The sequence below is a fragment of the Verrucosispora sp. WMMD573 genome (assembly GCF_027497175.1).
GTDB lineage: Bacteria > Actinomycetota > Actinomycetes > Mycobacteriales > Micromonosporaceae > Micromonospora.
This window is the reverse complement of sequence record NZ_CP114901.1, coordinates 1,847,886-1,864,799: the sequence shown is the minus strand read 5'-3', so window position 1 is coordinate 1,864,799 and position 16,914 is coordinate 1,847,886. Positions and strand designations below refer to the sequence as shown.

Annotated in this window: 16 protein-coding genes; all 16 read right to left on the bottom strand. The window is 69.6% G+C overall.

The window, feature by feature from the left end:
* Position 1: 1 nt before the first annotated feature.
* Entirely contained in the window at positions 2-319 is a 318-nt protein-coding gene (gene nuoK / locus O7601_RS08655) for an NADH-quinone oxidoreductase subunit NuoK (protein ID WP_013731028.1), read from the bottom strand.
* Positions 316-1,086, bottom strand: a complete 771-nt coding sequence (locus tag O7601_RS08650) for an NADH-quinone oxidoreductase subunit J (RefSeq protein WP_281565674.1) — start codon at positions 1,084-1,086, stop codon at positions 316-318. Before O7601_RS08650 ends, nuoK begins: the two co-directional genes overlap by 4 nt.
* On the bottom strand, positions 1,083-1,724 hold the full coding sequence (nuoI, locus tag O7601_RS08645; RefSeq protein ID WP_093404032.1) for an NADH-quinone oxidoreductase subunit NuoI: 642 nt from the start codon (positions 1,722-1,724) through the stop codon (positions 1,083-1,085). The genes O7601_RS08650 and nuoI overlap by 4 nt, the downstream gene beginning before the upstream one ends.
* Position 1,725: 1 nt before the next feature.
* On the bottom strand, positions 1,726-3,072 hold the full coding sequence (gene nuoH / locus O7601_RS08640; RefSeq protein ID WP_281565673.1) for an NADH-quinone oxidoreductase subunit NuoH: 1,347 nt from the start codon (positions 3,070-3,072) through the stop codon (positions 1,726-1,728).
* Positions 3,069-5,564: an NADH-quinone oxidoreductase subunit G gene (locus tag O7601_RS08635; protein WP_281565672.1), complete on the bottom strand. Its 2,496-nt coding sequence runs from the start codon at positions 5,562-5,564 to the stop codon at positions 3,069-3,071. Before O7601_RS08635 ends, nuoH begins: the two co-directional genes overlap by 4 nt.
* Complete coding sequence (gene nuoF / locus O7601_RS08630) at positions 5,564-6,880, bottom strand: NADH-quinone oxidoreductase subunit NuoF (RefSeq protein WP_281565671.1); 1,317 nt, start codon at positions 6,878-6,880, stop codon at positions 5,564-5,566. The genes O7601_RS08635 and nuoF overlap by 1 nt, the downstream gene beginning before the upstream one ends.
* Positions 6,877-7,917, bottom strand: a complete 1,041-nt coding sequence (gene nuoE / locus O7601_RS08625) for an NADH-quinone oxidoreductase subunit NuoE (RefSeq protein ID WP_281565670.1) — start codon at positions 7,915-7,917, stop codon at positions 6,877-6,879. Before nuoE ends, nuoF begins: the two co-directional genes overlap by 4 nt.
* Positions 7,914-9,239, bottom strand: coding sequence for an NADH-quinone oxidoreductase subunit D (locus tag O7601_RS08620; protein WP_281565669.1), 1,326 nt, complete (start codon positions 9,237-9,239; stop codon positions 7,914-7,916). The genes nuoE and O7601_RS08620 overlap by 4 nt, the downstream gene beginning before the upstream one ends.
* A complete protein-coding gene (locus tag O7601_RS08615) occupies positions 9,236-9,967 on the bottom strand; it encodes an NADH-quinone oxidoreductase subunit C (RefSeq protein ID WP_281565668.1) in 732 nt (243 codons plus the stop codon). Before O7601_RS08615 ends, O7601_RS08620 begins: the two co-directional genes overlap by 4 nt.
* The gene (locus O7601_RS08610) at positions 9,964-10,641 is read right to left on the bottom strand and encodes an NADH-quinone oxidoreductase subunit B (protein WP_093404021.1); all 678 of its coding nucleotides are present in this window, start codon (positions 10,639-10,641) and stop codon (positions 9,964-9,966) included. The genes O7601_RS08615 and O7601_RS08610 overlap by 4 nt, the downstream gene beginning before the upstream one ends.
* 13 nt (positions 10,642-10,654) lie before the next feature.
* On the bottom strand, positions 10,655-11,020 hold the full coding sequence (locus tag O7601_RS08605; RefSeq protein ID WP_210828576.1) for an NADH-quinone oxidoreductase subunit A: 366 nt from the start codon (positions 11,018-11,020) through the stop codon (positions 10,655-10,657).
* Between the two features lie 108 nt (positions 11,021-11,128).
* The gene (locus O7601_RS08600) at positions 11,129-12,403 is read right to left on the bottom strand and encodes a geranylgeranyl reductase family protein (RefSeq protein ID WP_281565667.1); all 1,275 of its coding nucleotides are present in this window, start codon (positions 12,401-12,403) and stop codon (positions 11,129-11,131) included.
* Between the two features lie 177 nt (positions 12,404-12,580).
* Positions 12,581-12,790: a hypothetical protein gene (locus tag O7601_RS08595; RefSeq protein WP_281565666.1), complete on the bottom strand. Its 210-nt coding sequence runs from the start codon at positions 12,788-12,790 to the stop codon at positions 12,581-12,583.
* A gap of 96 nt (positions 12,791-12,886) precedes the next feature.
* Positions 12,887-13,597: a demethylmenaquinone methyltransferase gene (locus O7601_RS08590; protein ID WP_281565665.1), complete on the bottom strand. Its 711-nt coding sequence runs from the start codon at positions 13,595-13,597 to the stop codon at positions 12,887-12,889.
* A 136-nt stretch (positions 13,598-13,733) separates the two neighbouring features.
* The gene (locus O7601_RS08585; protein WP_281565664.1) at positions 13,734-14,915 is read right to left on the bottom strand and encodes a cell wall anchor protein; all 1,182 of its coding nucleotides are present in this window, start codon (positions 14,913-14,915) and stop codon (positions 13,734-13,736) included.
* Positions 14,916-15,490: 575 nt separating this feature from the next.
* Positions 15,491-16,681, bottom strand: coding sequence for a cyclic dehypoxanthinyl futalosine synthase (gene mqnC / locus O7601_RS08580; protein WP_281565663.1), 1,191 nt, complete (start codon positions 16,679-16,681; stop codon positions 15,491-15,493).
* Positions 16,682-16,914 lie beyond the last annotated feature (233 nt).

Genomic DNA, 16,914 nt, shown 5'->3' with positions numbered 1-16,914 from the left:
TCTAGTACTTCAGCAGGTTGGCGTCGTCGACGCTGGCGGAGCGTCGGGTGCGGAAGATCGCCATGATGATGGCCAACCCGACCACGACCTCGGCCGCCGCCACCACCATCACGAAGAACGCCATGATCTGGCCGTTGAGGTCACCGTTCATCCGGCTGAAGGTGACCAGCGCCAGGTTGGCCGCGTTGAGCATCAGCTCGACACACATGAACAGCACGATCGCGTTGCGCCGGACCAGCACCCCGGCCGCGCCGATGGTGAACAGCACCGCGGCGAGGACCAGGTAGTAGTTCGGCTCGACCGAGAAGAAGTCACTCATTTCTCAGTGCCCTTCAGCGTGGTCTCCTCGGCGGTCAGCTCCCGCACCGGCAGGATGTCCGGCGTGCTGCGGTCGCTCAGCCGGCCGTCCGGCAGTCGGGCCGGGGTGGCGACCGACGAGGAGGTGGCGAAGACACCCGGGCCGGGCTTCGGGCCGGGGTAGTTGCCGGGCGCGAAGCGGGCCTTCATGGTGGCCACCTGGTCGCGCTTGTCCTCCTTGCGCCGCTCCACGTGCGCGAGGATCATGCCGCCGATGGTGGCGGTGATCAGCAGCGCCGCGGTGAGCTCGAAGGCGAAGACGTAGTCGGTGAAGAGCAACCGGGCGATGCCCTCCACGTTGCCGCCCGCGTTCGCCTGCTCCAGGCCGACCGGGGTGCTGCCCTGCGTGGCCCGGTAGACCCCGCTGCCGAGCAGGCCGGCGAAGCCGAGGCCCAGCCCGATCGCGGCGATCCGCTGGCCGCGCAGCACCTCGATCAGTGAGTCGGAGGCTTCCCGGCCGACCAGCATCAGCACGAACAGGAAGAGCATCATGATCGCGCCGGTGTAGACGATGATCTGCACCATGCCGATGAACGGTCCCGCCTGGAGCACGTAGAACACCCCCAGGCTGAGCATGGTCAGCACCAGCCACAGCGCCGAGTGCACCGCGTTGCGGGCGACGACCATGCCGATCGCACCGGCCAGCGCGAGCGGAGCGAGGATCCAGAAGGTCACCGCCTCGCCGCCGGAGACCGCACCGGAGGCGGCGAGCAGCGTCGAGGTGTTCATGCCGACTCCCCCTTCTCCGCCTCGGCCCGCGCGGCGGCCTGCTCGGCACCGGGGAAGGTGACGCCCGGGTGCTCGTCGACCTGGTAGCGGCCCGGTCCCATCGGCGAGCGCTCCGCCCCGGCGGAGGTGCCCGGGTTGGTCAGGCTGCCGACGTAGTAGTCCTTCTCGCTGTCACCCAGCCGCATCGGGTGCGGCGGCTGCTCCATCCCCGGCAGCAGCGGGGCCAGCAACTGCTCCTTGGTGAAGATCAGATCCTGACGGTTGTCCCGGGCCAGCTCGTACTCGTTACTCATGGTCAACGAGCGGGTCGGGCAGGCCTCGATGCAGAGCCCGCAGAAGATGCACCGGGCGTAGTTGATCTGGTAGACGCTGGCGTACCGCTCGCCCGGCGAGAAGCGCTGCTCGTCGGTGTTGTCGCCGCCCTCGACGTAGATCGCGTCCGCCGGGCAGGCCCAGGCGCACAGTTCACAACCGATGCACTTCTCCAGCCCGTCCGGGTGCCGGTTGAGGATGTGCCGCCCGTGGTAGCGGGGGGCCGGCGTCGGCGGGGTGAACGGGTAGTCGGTGGTGACGACCTTCTTGAACATGTGCGAGAAGGTGACCCCGAAGCCCTTGAACGTTCCGGTGATCGCGCCCACGTCACACCTCCTCAGAGTCCTGGCCGGCGGGGGCGTTGGCCGGCTCCCGCTCGGCGACCATGCGCCGGGTACGCGGGCTCGGTGGTACCTGGAGATCCAGCGGGGGCAGCGGGAAGCTGCCCGGCGGCCGGTTGTCGACCTGCTCGGCGAGGGTCGGCTTCGGTGCCGCCTTGCGGCTCGGCCAGAACAGCGCGGCGAGCAACACGATGCCGGCCGGGATGCCGATGGCGTACATCCGGCTCTGGGTGTCCCAGTCGTCGATGGTGCGCAGGCCGGCGAGGACCACGATCCAGACCAGGCTGATCGGGATGAGCACCTTCCAGCCGAAACGCATCAGCTGGTCGTACCGCAGCCGGGGCAGCGTGCCGCGCAGCCAGACGAAGACGAAGACCAGCAGGATGACCTTGCCGAAGAACCAGAGCATCGGCCACCAACCGGAGTTGGCCCCCGACCATTCGGTGATCGGCCACGGCGCGTGCCACCCGCCCAGGAAGAGCGTCACGGTGAAGGCCGACATGGTCACCATCGCGACGTACTCGCTGAGCATGATCAGCGCGAACTTGAGCGAGCTGTACTCGGTCATGAAGCCGGCGACCAGCTCCGACTCCGCCTCCGGCAGGTCGAACGGCGGCCGGTTGGTCTCGCCGACGATGGAGATGAAGAAGACGATGAAGCTCGGGAAGAGCAGCAGCGCGTACCAGCCGGGCGTCGGGATGTCCACGCCGAACAGGGTCAGCTGGGTTCCGTTGCCCTGGGCGGCCACGATCTCGCTCGTGGACATCGTGCCGGCGAGCATGAACACCGCCACGATGGACAGCCCCAGCGCCACCTCGTAGGAGATCAGCTGGGCGGCGGACCGCAGGCCGCCGAGCAGCGGGTAGGTCGAGCCGGACGCCCAGCCGGCGAGCACGATGCCGTAGACCGCCATCGACGAGAGGGCGAGCACTACGAGCACCGCGACCGGCACGTCGGTGACCTGCAACGGTGTCTGGTGGCCGAAGATGCTCACCATCGGACCGAACGGGATCACCGACAGTGCGGTGACCGCGCAGATCACCGAGATGGCCGGAGCGAAGAAGTAGATGACCTTGTCCGCCGACTTCGGGAGGATGTCCTCCTTGAAGGCCATCTTCAGTCCGTCGGCGAGGGTCTGCAGCAGACCGAACGGACCGAGCTGGTTGGGGCCGGGGCGCACGGCCATCCGCCCCACCACCCGCCGCTCGAACCAGACGCCGAGCAGGGTGCCGAGCAGAGCCACGACGAAGGCGAAGACGATCTTGCCGAGGACCAGCCACCACGGGTCGTGGCCGAAGTCGCTCAGCGACGGCGCCTGGGCGATGACGTTCATGCGACACCCCCGGAGGAGTTGAGGAGCGGGCCCGAACGGCCGGCCGCGTCGGCGGCGACCGGCTCCGTCACGCCGGGCGCGGAGATCCGTACCACCGCGCCGGAGGTCGCGCCGAGGCTGCGCCGCACGGTCGAGCCGGGCGAGTTGGTGGGTAGCCAGACCACACCGTCCGGCATCTCGGTGATCGCCGCCGGCAGGGTCACCGCACCCCGGTCGGTACCCACCGTGACCGGGTCACCGTCGGCGACACCGAGCGCCTCCGCGCTGCCCTTGCCCAGCCGGATCACCGGCGGGCGGGCGGTACCACCCAGGTGCTCGTCGCCATCGGTGAGGCTGCCCAGGTCGATCAGCTGATGCCAGGTCGCCAGCACCGCCTCACCGGTGCCCGGCTGCGGCACCGAGCCCGGCTGCACCGTGGGCGCGGCCGGGCGCTCAGCGCGGGTCACCGGCAGGCTGCCCAGCTCACGTCGAACGGTCAGCACGTCCCCGGTGCCCAGCCGCACGTCCAGCTGGGCGGCGAGCGCGTCGAGCACCCGGCCGTCGGTCATCGCGGCGGTGTCCAGCACCGCGTCGAACGGGCGCAACCGGCCCTCCCAGTCGAGGAAGCTGCCGGCCTTCTCCACCACCGGTGCGACCGGGAGGACGACGTTCGCCCGACGGGTAACGGCGCTGGCCCGCAACTCCAGGCTGACCAGGAACGGCACCGTGTCCAGAGCCTGCTCGGCCAGGCGCGGGTCGGCCAGGTCGGCCGGATCGACTCCGGCCACCACCAGCGCGCCCACCTGGCCCGCGGCGGCGGCACCGAGAATGCCATCGGTGTCCCGGCCGGCCTGACTGGGGATCACCCCGGCCGGGATGTCCCACGCCTCGCCCAGCTCGGCACGTGCGCCCGGCTCGGTGACCAGGCGACCGCCGGGCAGCAGGTTCGGCAGGCAGCCGGTGTCGACGGCACCGCGGTCACCCGCGCGTCGCGGCACCCAGGCCAGCTTCGCCCCGGTACGCGCGGCCACCTCGGCGGCGGCGGAAAGGCCGCCCGGTACGGTGGCCAGCCGCTCGCCGACGATCAGGATCGCCCCTTCGGCGCTGAGCGCCTCGGCGACCGTGGCGTGCTCGGCGAGCACCCCGGCCTCCTCGCCCGGCACCACCCGGGCCAGCTTGGCGCCGAGCTTCTCCAGGCCGCGGGTGGCGAACGGGGCGATCGCGTACACCTTCAGCTTGTTCTTCAGGTACGCCTTTCGCAGCCGCAGGAAGAGGATCGGGCACTCCTCCTCCGGCTCCAGGCCGACAAGCACCACGGCCGGCGCGTTCTCGACGTCGGTGTAGGTGACCTCGGTGCTGCCGGCGACCGTGCTGGCCAGGAAGTCGGCCTCCTCGCGGGAGACCGGGCGGGCCCGGAAGTCGATGTCGTTGGTGTGCAGTGCTACCCGGGCGAACTTGGCGTACGCGTACGCGTCCTCGACGGTCAGTCGACCGCCGGTGAGCACCGCGGCACCCTGGCCGGTGTCCCGGGCGGCCCGCAGCCCTTCGGCGGCGACGCTGAGCGCCTCGCTCCAGGACGCCTCCCGCAGCTCGCCGGTGTGCTCGTCGCGGACCAGCGGGGTGGTGAGCCGGTCGGCGGCGCGGGCGTACTGGAAGCCCCAGCGCCCCTTGTCGCAGTTCCACTCCTCGTTGACCTGGGGGTCGTCCCCGGCCAGCCGGCGCAGCACCTTGCCCCGCCGCCAGTCCGTGCGCTGGGCGCAGCCGGCCGAGCAGTGCTCACACACGCTCGGGCTGGAAACCAGGTCGAACGGACGGGCACGGAAGCGGTACTGGGTGCCGGTGAGCGCGCCCACCGGGCAGATCTGCACGGTGTTGCCGGAGAAGTACGAGTTGAACGGGACGTCGCCGTCCTCGCCCTCGGTCCCGTAGTCCTCGTCCCGGTAAATGTTGATCTCTTCGGCGGAGGAGCGGTTCATCAGGTCGATGAACTTGTCGCCCGCGATCTCCTCGGAGAACCGGGTGCACCGCTGGCAGAGCACGCACCGCTCACGATCGAGCAGCACCTGGGTGCTGATCGGCAGCGGCTTCGGGTACTCCCTCTTGTGCTCGTGGAACCGGGAGTCGGTGCGGCCGGTCGACATCGCCTGGTTCTGGAGCGGGCACTCGCCGCCCTTGTCACACATCGGGCAGTCGAGCGGGTGATTCACCAGCAGCAGCTCCATGATCCCCTCCTGCGCCTTCTTGGCGACCGGGGAGGTGAGCTGGGTGCGGACCACCATGCCGTCGGCGACCGTCTGGGTGCAGGAGGCGACGGGCTTGCGCTGCCCCTCCACCTCCACCAGGCACTGCCGGCAGGCGCCGGCCGGAGCCAGCAGCGGATGGTCACAGAACCGGGGGATCTCGGTGCCCATCTGCTCGGCGACCCGGATCAGCAGCGCCCCCTTCGGGGCGGTGACCTCGACGCCGTCGATGGTGAGGGTGACCGTCTCGGTCGGCTTGGCTACGTCCGTCATTAGTGGGCTCCCACCAACTGCTTGTCGGACAACTTCGGCGCGGTTCGTCCCTCGATGTAGTCGAGGTAGTCCTGCTTGAAGTACTTCAACGACGAGGTCACCGGGCTGGTGGCACCGTCACCCAGGCCACAGAACGAGCGGCCGAGGATGTTGTCACAGGTGTCGAGCAGGGTCTCCAGGTCGTCGTGGGTGCCCTGACCGGCCAGGATGCGCCGGTAGACCCGGACCATCCAGTAGTTGCCCTCCCGGCACGGGGTGCACTTGCCGCACGACTCGTGGTGGTAGAACTCCAGCCACCGGTAGGTCGCGTAGACCGGGCAGTCCTGGTCGGAGAAGATCTGCGTGGCGGTGGTGCCGAGGATCGAACCGGCGGTGGCCACCCCTTCGAAGTCCAGCGGCACGTCGAGGTGCTCGGCGGTGAGCAGCGGGGTCGACGATCCGCCCGGGGTCCAGAACTTCAGGTTGTGCCCCGGCTGCATTCCGCCGGCCAGCTCGATCAGCTCGCGCAGCGTGATGCCGAGGCCGCACTCGTACTGGCCGGGGTTGGCGATCCGGCCGGAGAGCGAGTAGATCATCGGGCCGGCGGACTTCTCCGTGCCCATCGACTTCCACCAGTCCGCGCCGCCGAGCACGATGTACGGCACGCTGGCGATGGTGCCGACGTTGTTGACCACGGTGGGGCTGGCGTACAGCCCGTGGGTGGCCGGGAACGGCGGACGCAGCCGGGGCTGGCCCCGGAAACCCTCCAGGGAGTCCAGCAGCGCCGTCTCCTCACCGCAGATGTACGCGCCGGCACCCGAGTGGACCACCAGATCCAGGTCGAAGCCGGAGCCGAGGATGTCGCGGCCGAGGTAGCCCTTGGCGTACGCCTCGTTCACCGCGTTGCGCAGCCGGCGGGCGGCGTGCACGGCCTCGCCCCGGATGTAGATGTAGGCCCGGTTGGCCCGGATCGCGTACGAGGCGATGATCACGCCCTCGACCAGCGAGTGCGGGTCGTGGGTCATCAGCGGCAGGTCCTTGCAGGTGCCGGGCTCACCCTCGTCGGCGTTGACCACCAGGTAGTGCGGCTTGCCGTCACCCTGCGGGATGAAGCCCCACTTGAGACCGGTCGGGAAGCCGGCGCCGCCGCGACCGCGTAGCCCCGAATCCTTCACCAACTGGATCAGGTCGTCCGGGTGCGCCTTGATCGCCTTACGCAGCGCCGCGTAGCCGTCCAGCTTCTCGTAGGTGCCGATCCGCCAGGCGTCCGGGGACAGCCAGCGCTTGGTGAGCACGGGCGTCAACTTGGCCAGGGTCTGCGGCGCAGGCGTGGTCACTTCTGAGCCCCCTTGTCGTGCGCGGAGTCCCGGCCACCGCCGGTCGACTCCGCTTCCCTGAGGTTGCGCTCCTGCGCCCCGGTGTCGTCACCGGCCGGCTTGCCGTCGCCCGCCGGTTTGTTTGCCGCGGCACCGGCGGCCTCCGCAGCCCGGGCGTCGTCCGGCGCGGGCGGCTGCCCGTCGACGGGGACCTTGGTGCCGGGCGCGTCCGGGACCGCGGTCTGCGCGTCCGGCTGCCGGGTCTCGGCGGTACGCACCTGCGGCGACTTGCGGTCCGGCGCCGAAACGTCGGGTGCGGTGCTGCCGGTCGGAGCGGCCTTCGCCGGGGTGGCCGGTGCCGGCTTGTCCCCCGCCTTGCCGCTGCGGATCGGGGTGTTCGGGTCGAAGCCCGGAGCCGAGATGCCGTGTTGCTGGGCCAGGCGCAGACCGCGCAGGGTCGGCTCGCCCGGCACCCCGTCGGCGACGGCACCCTCCCGCTCGTCGGCGAAGCCGGCGAGCTGGACCGCCATCTCCTTCAGGGTGCAGAGGCGGGCACCACGGCTCGGCGTGGGCCGGCCGTCGGCGCGCAGCTCGTCGACCACCCCGACCGCGGTCTGCGGGTCGACACCGTCGAAGAAGTCGTAGTTGACGGTCATCACCGGGCCGTAGTCGCAGGCGGCCAGGCACTCGGCGTGCTCCAGGGTGATCTTGCCGTCGGCGGTGGTCTCGTCGTGCCCGACGCCCAGGTGCTCGGCGAGGGTGTCGTAGACCTCCTGGCCACCGAGCACGTTGCACATGGTGTTGGTGCAGACGCTTACCAGCCAGTCACCGGTGGGCCGGCGCTTGTACATCGTGTAGAAGCTGGCCACCGCGCCGACCTGGGCCTTGTTCAGGCCGAGCACCTCGGCGCAAAACGCCACGCCGGCCGGGGAGACGTAACCCTCCTCGGCCTGCACGAGGTGCAGCAGCGGCAACAGGGCCGAACGGGACCGGTCCGCCGGGTAGCGGGCGATGATCTCCCGCGCCCTGGTCCGCGTCTCGTCAGTGAAGACAGTCACCGGTCACAACCTCCCATGACGGGGTCCAGCGAGGCGCCGCCGGCGATGACGTCGGCGATCAGGCCGCCCTCGGCCATCGCCGGCAGGGCCTGGAGGTTTACGAAACTCGGCTCCCGGTAGTGCACCCGATACGGCCGGGTCCCGCCGTCGGATACCGCGTGCACGCCCAACTCGCCGCGCGGCGACTCGACGCCCACGTACACCTGACCCGGAGGCACCCGGAAGCCCTCCGTCACCAGCTTGAAGTGGTGGATCAGGGACTCCATCGACTGGCCCATGATCTTTGCGACGTGCTCCAGCGAGTTACCCATGCCGTCGACGCCGATGGCCAGCTGCGCCGGCCAGGCGATCTTCTTGTCGGCCACCATCACCGGACCGGGCTTGAGCCGGTCGAGTGCCTGCTCGACAAGCTTGAGCGACTCGCGGATCTCCGCGTTGCGAACCAGGTAGCGGCCCCAGACGTCGCCGTCGGAGTGGGTCGGCACGTCGAACTCGTACGTCTCGTAACCGCAGTACGGCATCGTCTTGCGCAAGTCCCAGGCCAGCCCGGCCGAGCGGAGCACCGGCCCGGTGACGCCGAGCGCCACACAGCCGGTGACGTCCAGCACCGCGACGTTCTGCGTCCGCTCCAGCCAGATCGGCTGCCCGGAGAGCAGGTCCTCGTACTCCTTGAGCCGCTTCGGCATCAGCTTGAGGAAGTCGCGGATCTTGACGATGGCCTCGTCCGGCACGTCCTGGGCGACGCCGCCCGGCCGGACGTACGCGTGGTTCATCCGCAGGCCGGTGATCAGCTCGAAGATCTCCAGGATGTACTCGCGCTCCCGGAAGCCGTAGAGCATCATGTTGATCGCGCCCAGCTCCATCGCCGTGGTGGCCAGCCAGACCAGGTGCGAGGAGATCCGGTTCAGCTCCATCATGAGCACCCGGATGGTGGTGGCCCGCTCGGTGATCTGCTCCTCGATGCCGAGCAGCTTCTCGACGGCCAGCGAGTACGCCGTCTCGTTGAACAGCGGGGAGAGGTAGTCCATCCGGGTCACGAAGGTCGAACCCTGCACCCAGTTGCGGTACTCCAGGTTCTTCTCGATGCCGGTGTGCAGGTAGCCGACGACCGAGCGGGCCTCCCGGACCGTCTCGCCCTCCAGCTCCAGGATCAGCCGGAGCACACCGTGCGTGGACGGGTGCTGGGGGCCCATGTTGACGACGATCCGGCCCTCGTTGATCGGGTCGACGCCGGAGACGACGTCGTCCCAGTCCCCGCCGGTGACGGTGAAGACCCGGCCCTCGGTCGTCTCGCGCTCGGTGGCGTAGTTCGACGCGGTCATTGGTAAGACCTCCGCTTGTCGGGCGGCGGGATCTCGGCGCCCTTGTACTCCACGGGCACGCCGCCGAGGGGGTAGTCCTTGCGCTGCGGGTGACCCTCCCAGTCGTCCGGCATGAGGATGCGGGTCAGCGCCGGGTGGCCGTCGAAGACGACACCGAACATGTCGTACGCCTCCCGCTCCTGCCAGTCGGCGGTCGGGTAGATGGCGGTGACGCTGGGCAGGTGCGGCTCCTCGACGCTGACCGCCGCCTCCAGCCGGACCCGCCGCCGGTACGTCATCGAGGTGAGCTGGTAGACGACGTGCAGTCGGCGGGCATCGGCGCCCAGGTAGTCCACGCCGGACACCGACGAGCACAGCTCGAAACGCAGCGCCGGATCGTCCCGCATCACCTGGCAGACCTCGGCGATCCGCTCCGGGCGGATGTGCAGGGTCAGCTCGCCCCGGTCGACCACGACCTTCTCGATCGCCTCGCCGAACGCCGGGTACGCCTCCTCCAGCGCGTCCCGGACCTCGTCGAAGTAGCTGCCGTACGGCCGCGGTGAGTCCTCGACCGCGTGGTGCTGCCGGACCAGTCCGCCGAACCCGGAGACGTCGCCGCTGCCCTGGTTGCCGAACATGCCCCGGCCCGCCGGTGCGGCCGGCGGGAACTCGGCCGGCGCCCCACTCGTCGCGCCGGCCGGCGTCACCGGGATCGGCACGCCGCCGGTGGTCGGCTTGTCGTCAGTCACTTGATCCCCCCGTACGGGTGGAGGTGGTTCTGGGCCTTCATCCAGTTCTCGATCCGCAGCTGCTCCTCGCGGCCCTCGCGGACGGCCTTCGTCCACTCGGCCCGCCGGGCCTTGTCGCTGCGGTACGACGACGGCATCGAGCCGTACGGCACCACCGGCACGTCACCGCGCGCCTCCCGGGCCGCCAGCATCTTGCGCCCGTTCGGGCCGAGCGGCTCGTGGCCGATCTTCTCGCGCAGCTTGAGGATCGCGTCGATGAGCATCTCCGGCCGGGGCGGGCAGCCCGGGAGGTACATGTCGACAGGTACGACGTGGTCGACGCCCTGCACGATGGCGTAGTTGTTGAACATGCCGCCGCTGCTGGCGCAGACGCCCATGGAGAGCACCCAGCGGGGCTCGGCCATCTGGTCGTAGATCTGGCGCAGCACCGGGGCCATCTTCTGACTCACCCGGCCGGCGACGATCATCAGGTCGGCCTGCCGGGGCGAGGCCCGGAAGACCTCCATGCCCCAGCGACCCATGTCGTAGTGCGGACCACCGGCGGCCATCATCTCGATCGCGCAACAGGCCAGGCCGAACGTGGCGCCCCAGACCGACGACTTGCGCGACCAGTTGACCAGCTTCTCCACCGAGGTGAGCAGGACTCCGGCGGGAAGTTTTTCCTCGATACCCATAGCCGTTCCTCCCTCAGTCCCAGTCCAGGCCGCCGCGCCGCCACTCGTAGGCGTACGCGACGAAGACGGCACCGATGAACACCAACATGGCGACGAACCCGAAGACCGGCAGGATGTCGAAGGAGACCGCCCACGGGTAAAGGAAGATCATCTCCACGTCGAAGACGATGAAAAGCATCGCCGTCAGGTAGAACTTGACCGGAAACCGGCTACCGCCGATCGGCTGCGGGCTAGGCTCGATCCCACACTCGTAGGCTTCGAGCTTGGCCCTGTTGTAGCGGTGTGGGCCGGCGAACCGGGCGGCGGCTATCGAGAACAGCGCGAAACCCGCGGCGAGGGCGAACAGCCCGATGATGGGTACGTAAGGCGAGAGCGACATTTTTTCTCCTGCTCGTCCTTCCCTGCCCTCGGTGGTTGGCGAAATTCACACTATTCACATCCCACCCCGCGCCCTTCGGCGGGGGTGGACCTTGCCTGCTCCGCGCCCCTACACGGCGGGCGCGACCCGGGTCATCGCATTGATCACCCGGTCCATCGCGTCACCGCCACGCGGGTCGGTGAGGTTGGCCAGCAGCTTGAGCACGAAACGCATCAGCGTGGGATGGGGCATCCCGTGCTTGGTCGCCACCCGCATGATCTCCGGACGGCCGATCAGCTTCACGAAGATCCCGCCGAGCCGGTAGTAGCCGCCGAACCGGGTCTTCAGCTCCTGCGGGTACGCCATCAGGGCCCGCTCCCGCTCGGCGCCGGCCGGCCGGGCGAGCGCCTGGACCGCGACCTCCGCGGCCAGTTCGCCGGACTCCATGGCGTACGCGATGCCTTCGCCGTTGAAGGGGTTGACCATGCCGCCGGAGTCGCCGACGAGCAGGACCCCCCTGGTGTAGTGCGGCACCCGGTTGAAGCCCATCGGCAGCGCGGCGCCGAGGATCGAACCCTCGGCGTTGGCCTCGTCGGTCATCCCCCACTCCGGCGGCGTGTTGGCCAGCCAGTCGGTGAGCAGCCGCCGGTAGTTCGTCTTGCCGAACGCCGAGGACGAGTTGAGGATGCCGAGCCCGGCGTTGACCCGGCCGTCACCGAGGCCGAAGATCCAGCCGTACCCGGGCAGCAGTTCGTTGGTGCCCTTGGCCCGCAGTTCCAGCCAGGACTCCAGGTAGTCGTCGTCGTGGCGGGCCTCGGAGCGGTAGTAGCGCCGGACGGCGACACCGATCGGGCGGTCCTCCCGCTTGGCCAGCCCGAGGGCGAGCGGGAACCGGCCCGAGACACCGTCCGCGGCCACCACCAGCGGGGCGTGGAAGGTGACGGGTGCCTTGTCCGGCCCGTCCTCGCCCTGCACCCCGATCACCCGGCCGTCGCCGTCCAACACCGGGCCGATGACGTTCACGCTGGTCCGCAGCTTGGCTCCGGCGGACACCGCGCGCTGGGCGAGCAGGTCGTCGAAGTCGAGTCGGGTGCGTACCAGGCCGTAGTTCGGGAAGCTGGCCAGATCCGGCCAGTCCAGTTCCAGCCGGACACCGCCACCGATCACCCGCAGGCCACGGTTGTGCAGCCAGCCGGCCTCGGGGGAGGTGTCCACCCCCATCCGGACCAACTGCCGCACGGCACGCGGGGTCAGCCCGTCGCCGCAGACCTTCTCCCGGGGGAACTCGGTCTTCTCCAGCAGCAGCACGCGTACGCCGTGCCGAGCCAGGTGGTACGCGGTCGCCGAACCACCGGGACCGGCGCCCACGACGATCACGTCGGCGTCGTTCTCCACCGCGGTCATTAGCGCCTCCTCCCCGCCCTGCTCGTGAAATGCTTCACAAGCCAGCCGGGACGAGTCTATGACCGGCACCGTAAGCTCGCCTTGTTAGGTCGACCTAACCTGCTGGGCGCAGGGAAGGGCCCCGGTCACCGGAGCCGACTCCTGCTGACATCTGCCGATCAGCTCACGACGCGGCACTCAGGGGCGCGCCGCTGCGGCACTGTCGAGGCTGGCGCGGATGGTCTCCGGCAGTTGCTCACGCAAGGTGCCGCCGGCGGCCCGGTCCAGGGCCGCGAGCACCTCGGTCACCACCTGGCGGACGTCGGCGGGATCCGCTCCGGCCAGGCCCCGGAGCTGCTCCACCAGCTCCGCGGCATCCCCGATGGCCACATTCTTCGGATCCGTCATGCCGGCCAGCTTAAGCCGCAAAGGCGACATAATCGCCTTATTTCCCTAAATGACGTATTACTGCCCGGAGAGTAACGGATGCCGGATAAGTGGCGCTCAGGTGCGGACCGCGCGGTGCAGGGCCACCACGCCACCGGTCAGGTTGCGCCACGCCACCCGACCCCAGCCCGTGGCGGCCACCCGCGCCGCCAGCGCCGGCTGGTCCGGCCAGGCCCGGATCGACTCGGCGAGATAGACGTACGCGTCAGGGTTGCTGGAGACCGTCCGGGCCACGGCCGGCAGCGAACGCATCAGGTACGACAGGTACACGGTGCGGAACGCGGGATTGACCGGGGTGCTGAACTCGCAGATCACCAGCCGGCCGCCCGGACGGGTCACCCGGGCCAGTTCAGCCAGCGCGGCATCGGTGTCGTTGACGTTGCGCAACGCGAAGGAGATGGTCACCGCGTCGAAGCTGGCGTCGGCGAAGGGCAGCCGCAGGGCGTCTCCGGCCAGCAGCGGCACGTGCGGGCGGGTGCGCTTGCCGGCGTACAGCATGCCGAGAGACAGGTCCGCCCCGATCGCGTACGCCCCGGACTGGGCGAGCTCCTCGGTGGAGACGCCGGTGCCCGCGCCCACATCCAGCACCCGGTCGCCCGGTCGCAGGTCGAGCGCGGCACGGGTGGCCCGTCGCCAGAACCGGTCCTGACCGAACGACAGGACGGTGTTGGTCAGGTCGTAACGGGCCGCGACACCGTCGAACATCGCGGCGACCTCGTGCGGCTGCTTGTCCAGACTGGCGCGCTGGCCCTGCGGGGTACGGCTCACCCCTTCACTCTGCCAGCCCGGCCGTCGACGGCCCGCCCAGGGTCGAGCGACACAGCGAGGGCGGGATGGTCACCCATCCCGCCCTCGCTGCCGTGCGTTATGTGAACGGCCCGCGCGGGCCGATAGAGGACGAACCTCAGGCGTTCGTCTTCTCGTCGCCCGGGGTCACCAGGACCACCCGGCGACGGCGGGCAACCAGGAACATGGCCACACCGGCGGCCAGCACACCCGCGCCGACGCCACCGATCAGGCCGACCTGCACACCGGTGACCGGCAGGCCGGGGCCGTCACCGTCGCCACCACCGGAGCCGCCCTCGGCGGCCACGACCACCGCGAAGTCGTCGGTGTTGTCGCTCGGGTCGACGTCGTTGGCCGCGACGCCCGTGGCGTTCTCCGGCAGGGCCGAGGTGGCGGCGGACCGGAGGACGCTGGGGGACTCCTGCACCGACAGCGAGTCGATGGTGACCTTGCCACCGGTCAGGCTGCTCGGCTTCACACCGTCGGCGACCTTCACCAGGTTGTAGAAGCGCGCACCGGAGTAGAGGTCGTCACCGTCGGTGTCCTGCGCGGCCGGGACGAGGACGGCCTTGGTGTACTCGCAGGTCAGTGAGGTCATCGCGGCGTTGTAGGTGCAGTCCGGCTCCTTCTCCGCGAAGGTCGCGCCCTTGGGCAGCTGCACCTCGATACGCAGACCGCGGGCGGCCTGGTCACCCTGGTTGAAGGCACCGTAGATGAGCTGACCGGTGTTGCCCGCGTACAGGTCGCCGACCTCGGTGATCGTGCCGCCCTCGGCCTTGACGGCCTTGCGGACGTCGTCGGCGACGACGGTCAGGTCCGGCCCGGTGCCCTCGACCTTGACGTCCACGGTCACCACGTTGTCGGACTCGTCCGGGTCCGGGCCGCCGTGCAGGATCACCGCGGTGATGGAGCCGGCCGGGCCGACCTCGGCACCCTTGCGGGTCAACGGGAAGAACCAGTCGACGTCCTCGCCGGCACGGATGGTGTCACCCTCGATGCCACAGAGGATCCAGCCGTCCTCGCGCGGGTTGCAGCCGCTCTCGTCGATGTCGACGAGGTCGGTCTTCAGCTTGCTGATGTCGAGGGCGACGAGCACGTTCTTGGCGTCGACGTCACTCTTGTTCAACAGCGAGACGCTGGCGTCCTTGCCCGGCGCACCGACCGCGATCGTGGTGCCGGTCGCCTTGATGGCGAGGTCCGCGGTGTCGTCCGCCAGAGCCGGTGCGGCGAAGGTACCGGCCGCGAGGACACCGGCGGCACCGGCACCCAGGTACGCGGCAGCCCGGTTTCGGAAAATCATCTGAGGTGTCTCCCCGTGGGGTGAAGGAAACGTACGGCCGGGGACGTTAGCGGTCAGCGATCACCCGCGCCACCCTGCATCACACCCGTCGCAAGCTGCTCAGCTAATGGCAACTTAAGGATTGTCCGGATTGATGGGTCTTGCTACCTGGTCACGCCTGGGCACATGGCCGGAGCGGCCCGGCGCTTCGAACCAGACGGATGATCCACCCGAGCCGTTCGGCTGACAACCGATCGCACCCACCACTGTGACGCAACGCCCGAACCACAGTGACCCATAGTGATCTCTCGCCCGCTGCCCCTACCCGAGAACCCGTGGGCCGCCGACAGCCTGCCCGGGATGCCGCAACTCGCGCGTCACACCGCTGGCACGGCCAGGACGCCGGGCCTTGCCGGCCAGGGATGGTAAGCGCGAGATGCCGCAACTCGCGCCATCCCGCCGACAGGAAGGGCCAACATGCCGCAAGTCGCGCTCGCGGCGGCGGCTACTCGCGGCGGCTACTCGCGGCGGCGGCTGGGGCAGGCGGTCCCGGCGCCGATCGGCGTCGGTCTCGACTTGTCGAGATTGGGCGTCGGTCAGCTCGCCTGGACCAGGGGCAGCGAACGGCCGGCACCGCCACCGGGCAGGGCGATCGACGAGAAGTGCGAGACCACCCGGTCGTCGCTCGGGTCGTCGTCCGCCGTGTGGTGCACGGCCAGTCTGTTGTAGAGCGTGTCGCGTTGGGCGGGGATCCGGTCGGCGGAACGGATCATCCCGATCAGCTCGTGCAGGTTGGACCGGTGTCGGGCCCCCGCCGAGGAGATGACGTTCTCCTCCAGCATGATCGACCCGAGGTCGTCGACGCCCATGTGCAGCGCCAGCTGACCGACGTCCTTGCCGGTGGTCAGCCAGGAAGCCTGCAGGTGCGGCACGGTCTCGAAGAACAGCCGGGCCACCGCCACCAACCGCAGATACTCCAGGGTCGTCGCCTGGGTGCGGCCCTTGAGGTGGTTGTTCTCCGGCTGGTACGTCCACGGGATGAAGGCCCGGAAGCCCTGCGTACGATCCTGCACCTCGCGGATCATCCGCAGGTGCTCGATCCGCTCGGCGGCCGTCTCGCCGGTCCCCATCATCATCGTCGCGGTCGACTCGACGCCCTGCCGGTGCGCGAGCTCCATGACCTCCAGCCAGCGCTCGCCCGACTCCTTCAGCGGCGCGATGGCGGTACGGGGTCGCTGCGGCAGCATCTCGGCACCCGCACCGGCGATCGAGTCGAGCCCGGCGGCCTTGATCCGGGCGATGGCCTCGTCGAGGCTCACCCCCGAGACCTTCGCCATGTGCAGGATCTCGCTCGGCCCGATCGAGTGGATGGCCAGCTGCGGGTACGCCTTCTTCACCGAGGAGAACAGCTCCTCGTAGTACTCCACGCCGTAGTCCGGGTGGTGGCCGCCCTGGAGCATGACCTGGGTGGCGCCCAGCTCGACCGCCTCGCCGCAGCGACGCAGGATCTCCTCGGTCGGGTGGGTCCACCCTTCCTTGTGCTTCGGTGCGCGGTAGAAGGCGCAGAACTTGCACGCCGTCACGCAGACGTTCGTGTAGTTGATGTTGCGGTCGATCAGGTACGTGACGATGTTGTCCGGGTACCGCCGCCGACGGACCGCGTCCGCCGCCTCGCCGAGGGCGTGGAAGGGGGCGTCGGTGTAGAGCAGCAGAGCCTCCTCGGGCGTGATCCGCCCGCCGTCGGCGCCGCGCTGCAGGATGTCGTCGATCTCCCGATTCACCGTCACGTACCCGAGGGTACGCCGACCACCCGCTCAGCTCTCAGCGGCGCACTTGACCTGTGATCCAGCCCCCGCCCGCCCGCCCGGATATGTTTTCATGATCGTTATAAGATATCCCTGTGTCATTGACAAGTTGTGAACCGAAGCTAATCATTCTGTAGTCGGAACACCCAGGGGACGGGCGGCAGCTGTGGTTGATGACGAAACGGCCCCGAGCATCTCTGCGCGATGCCAGGCAG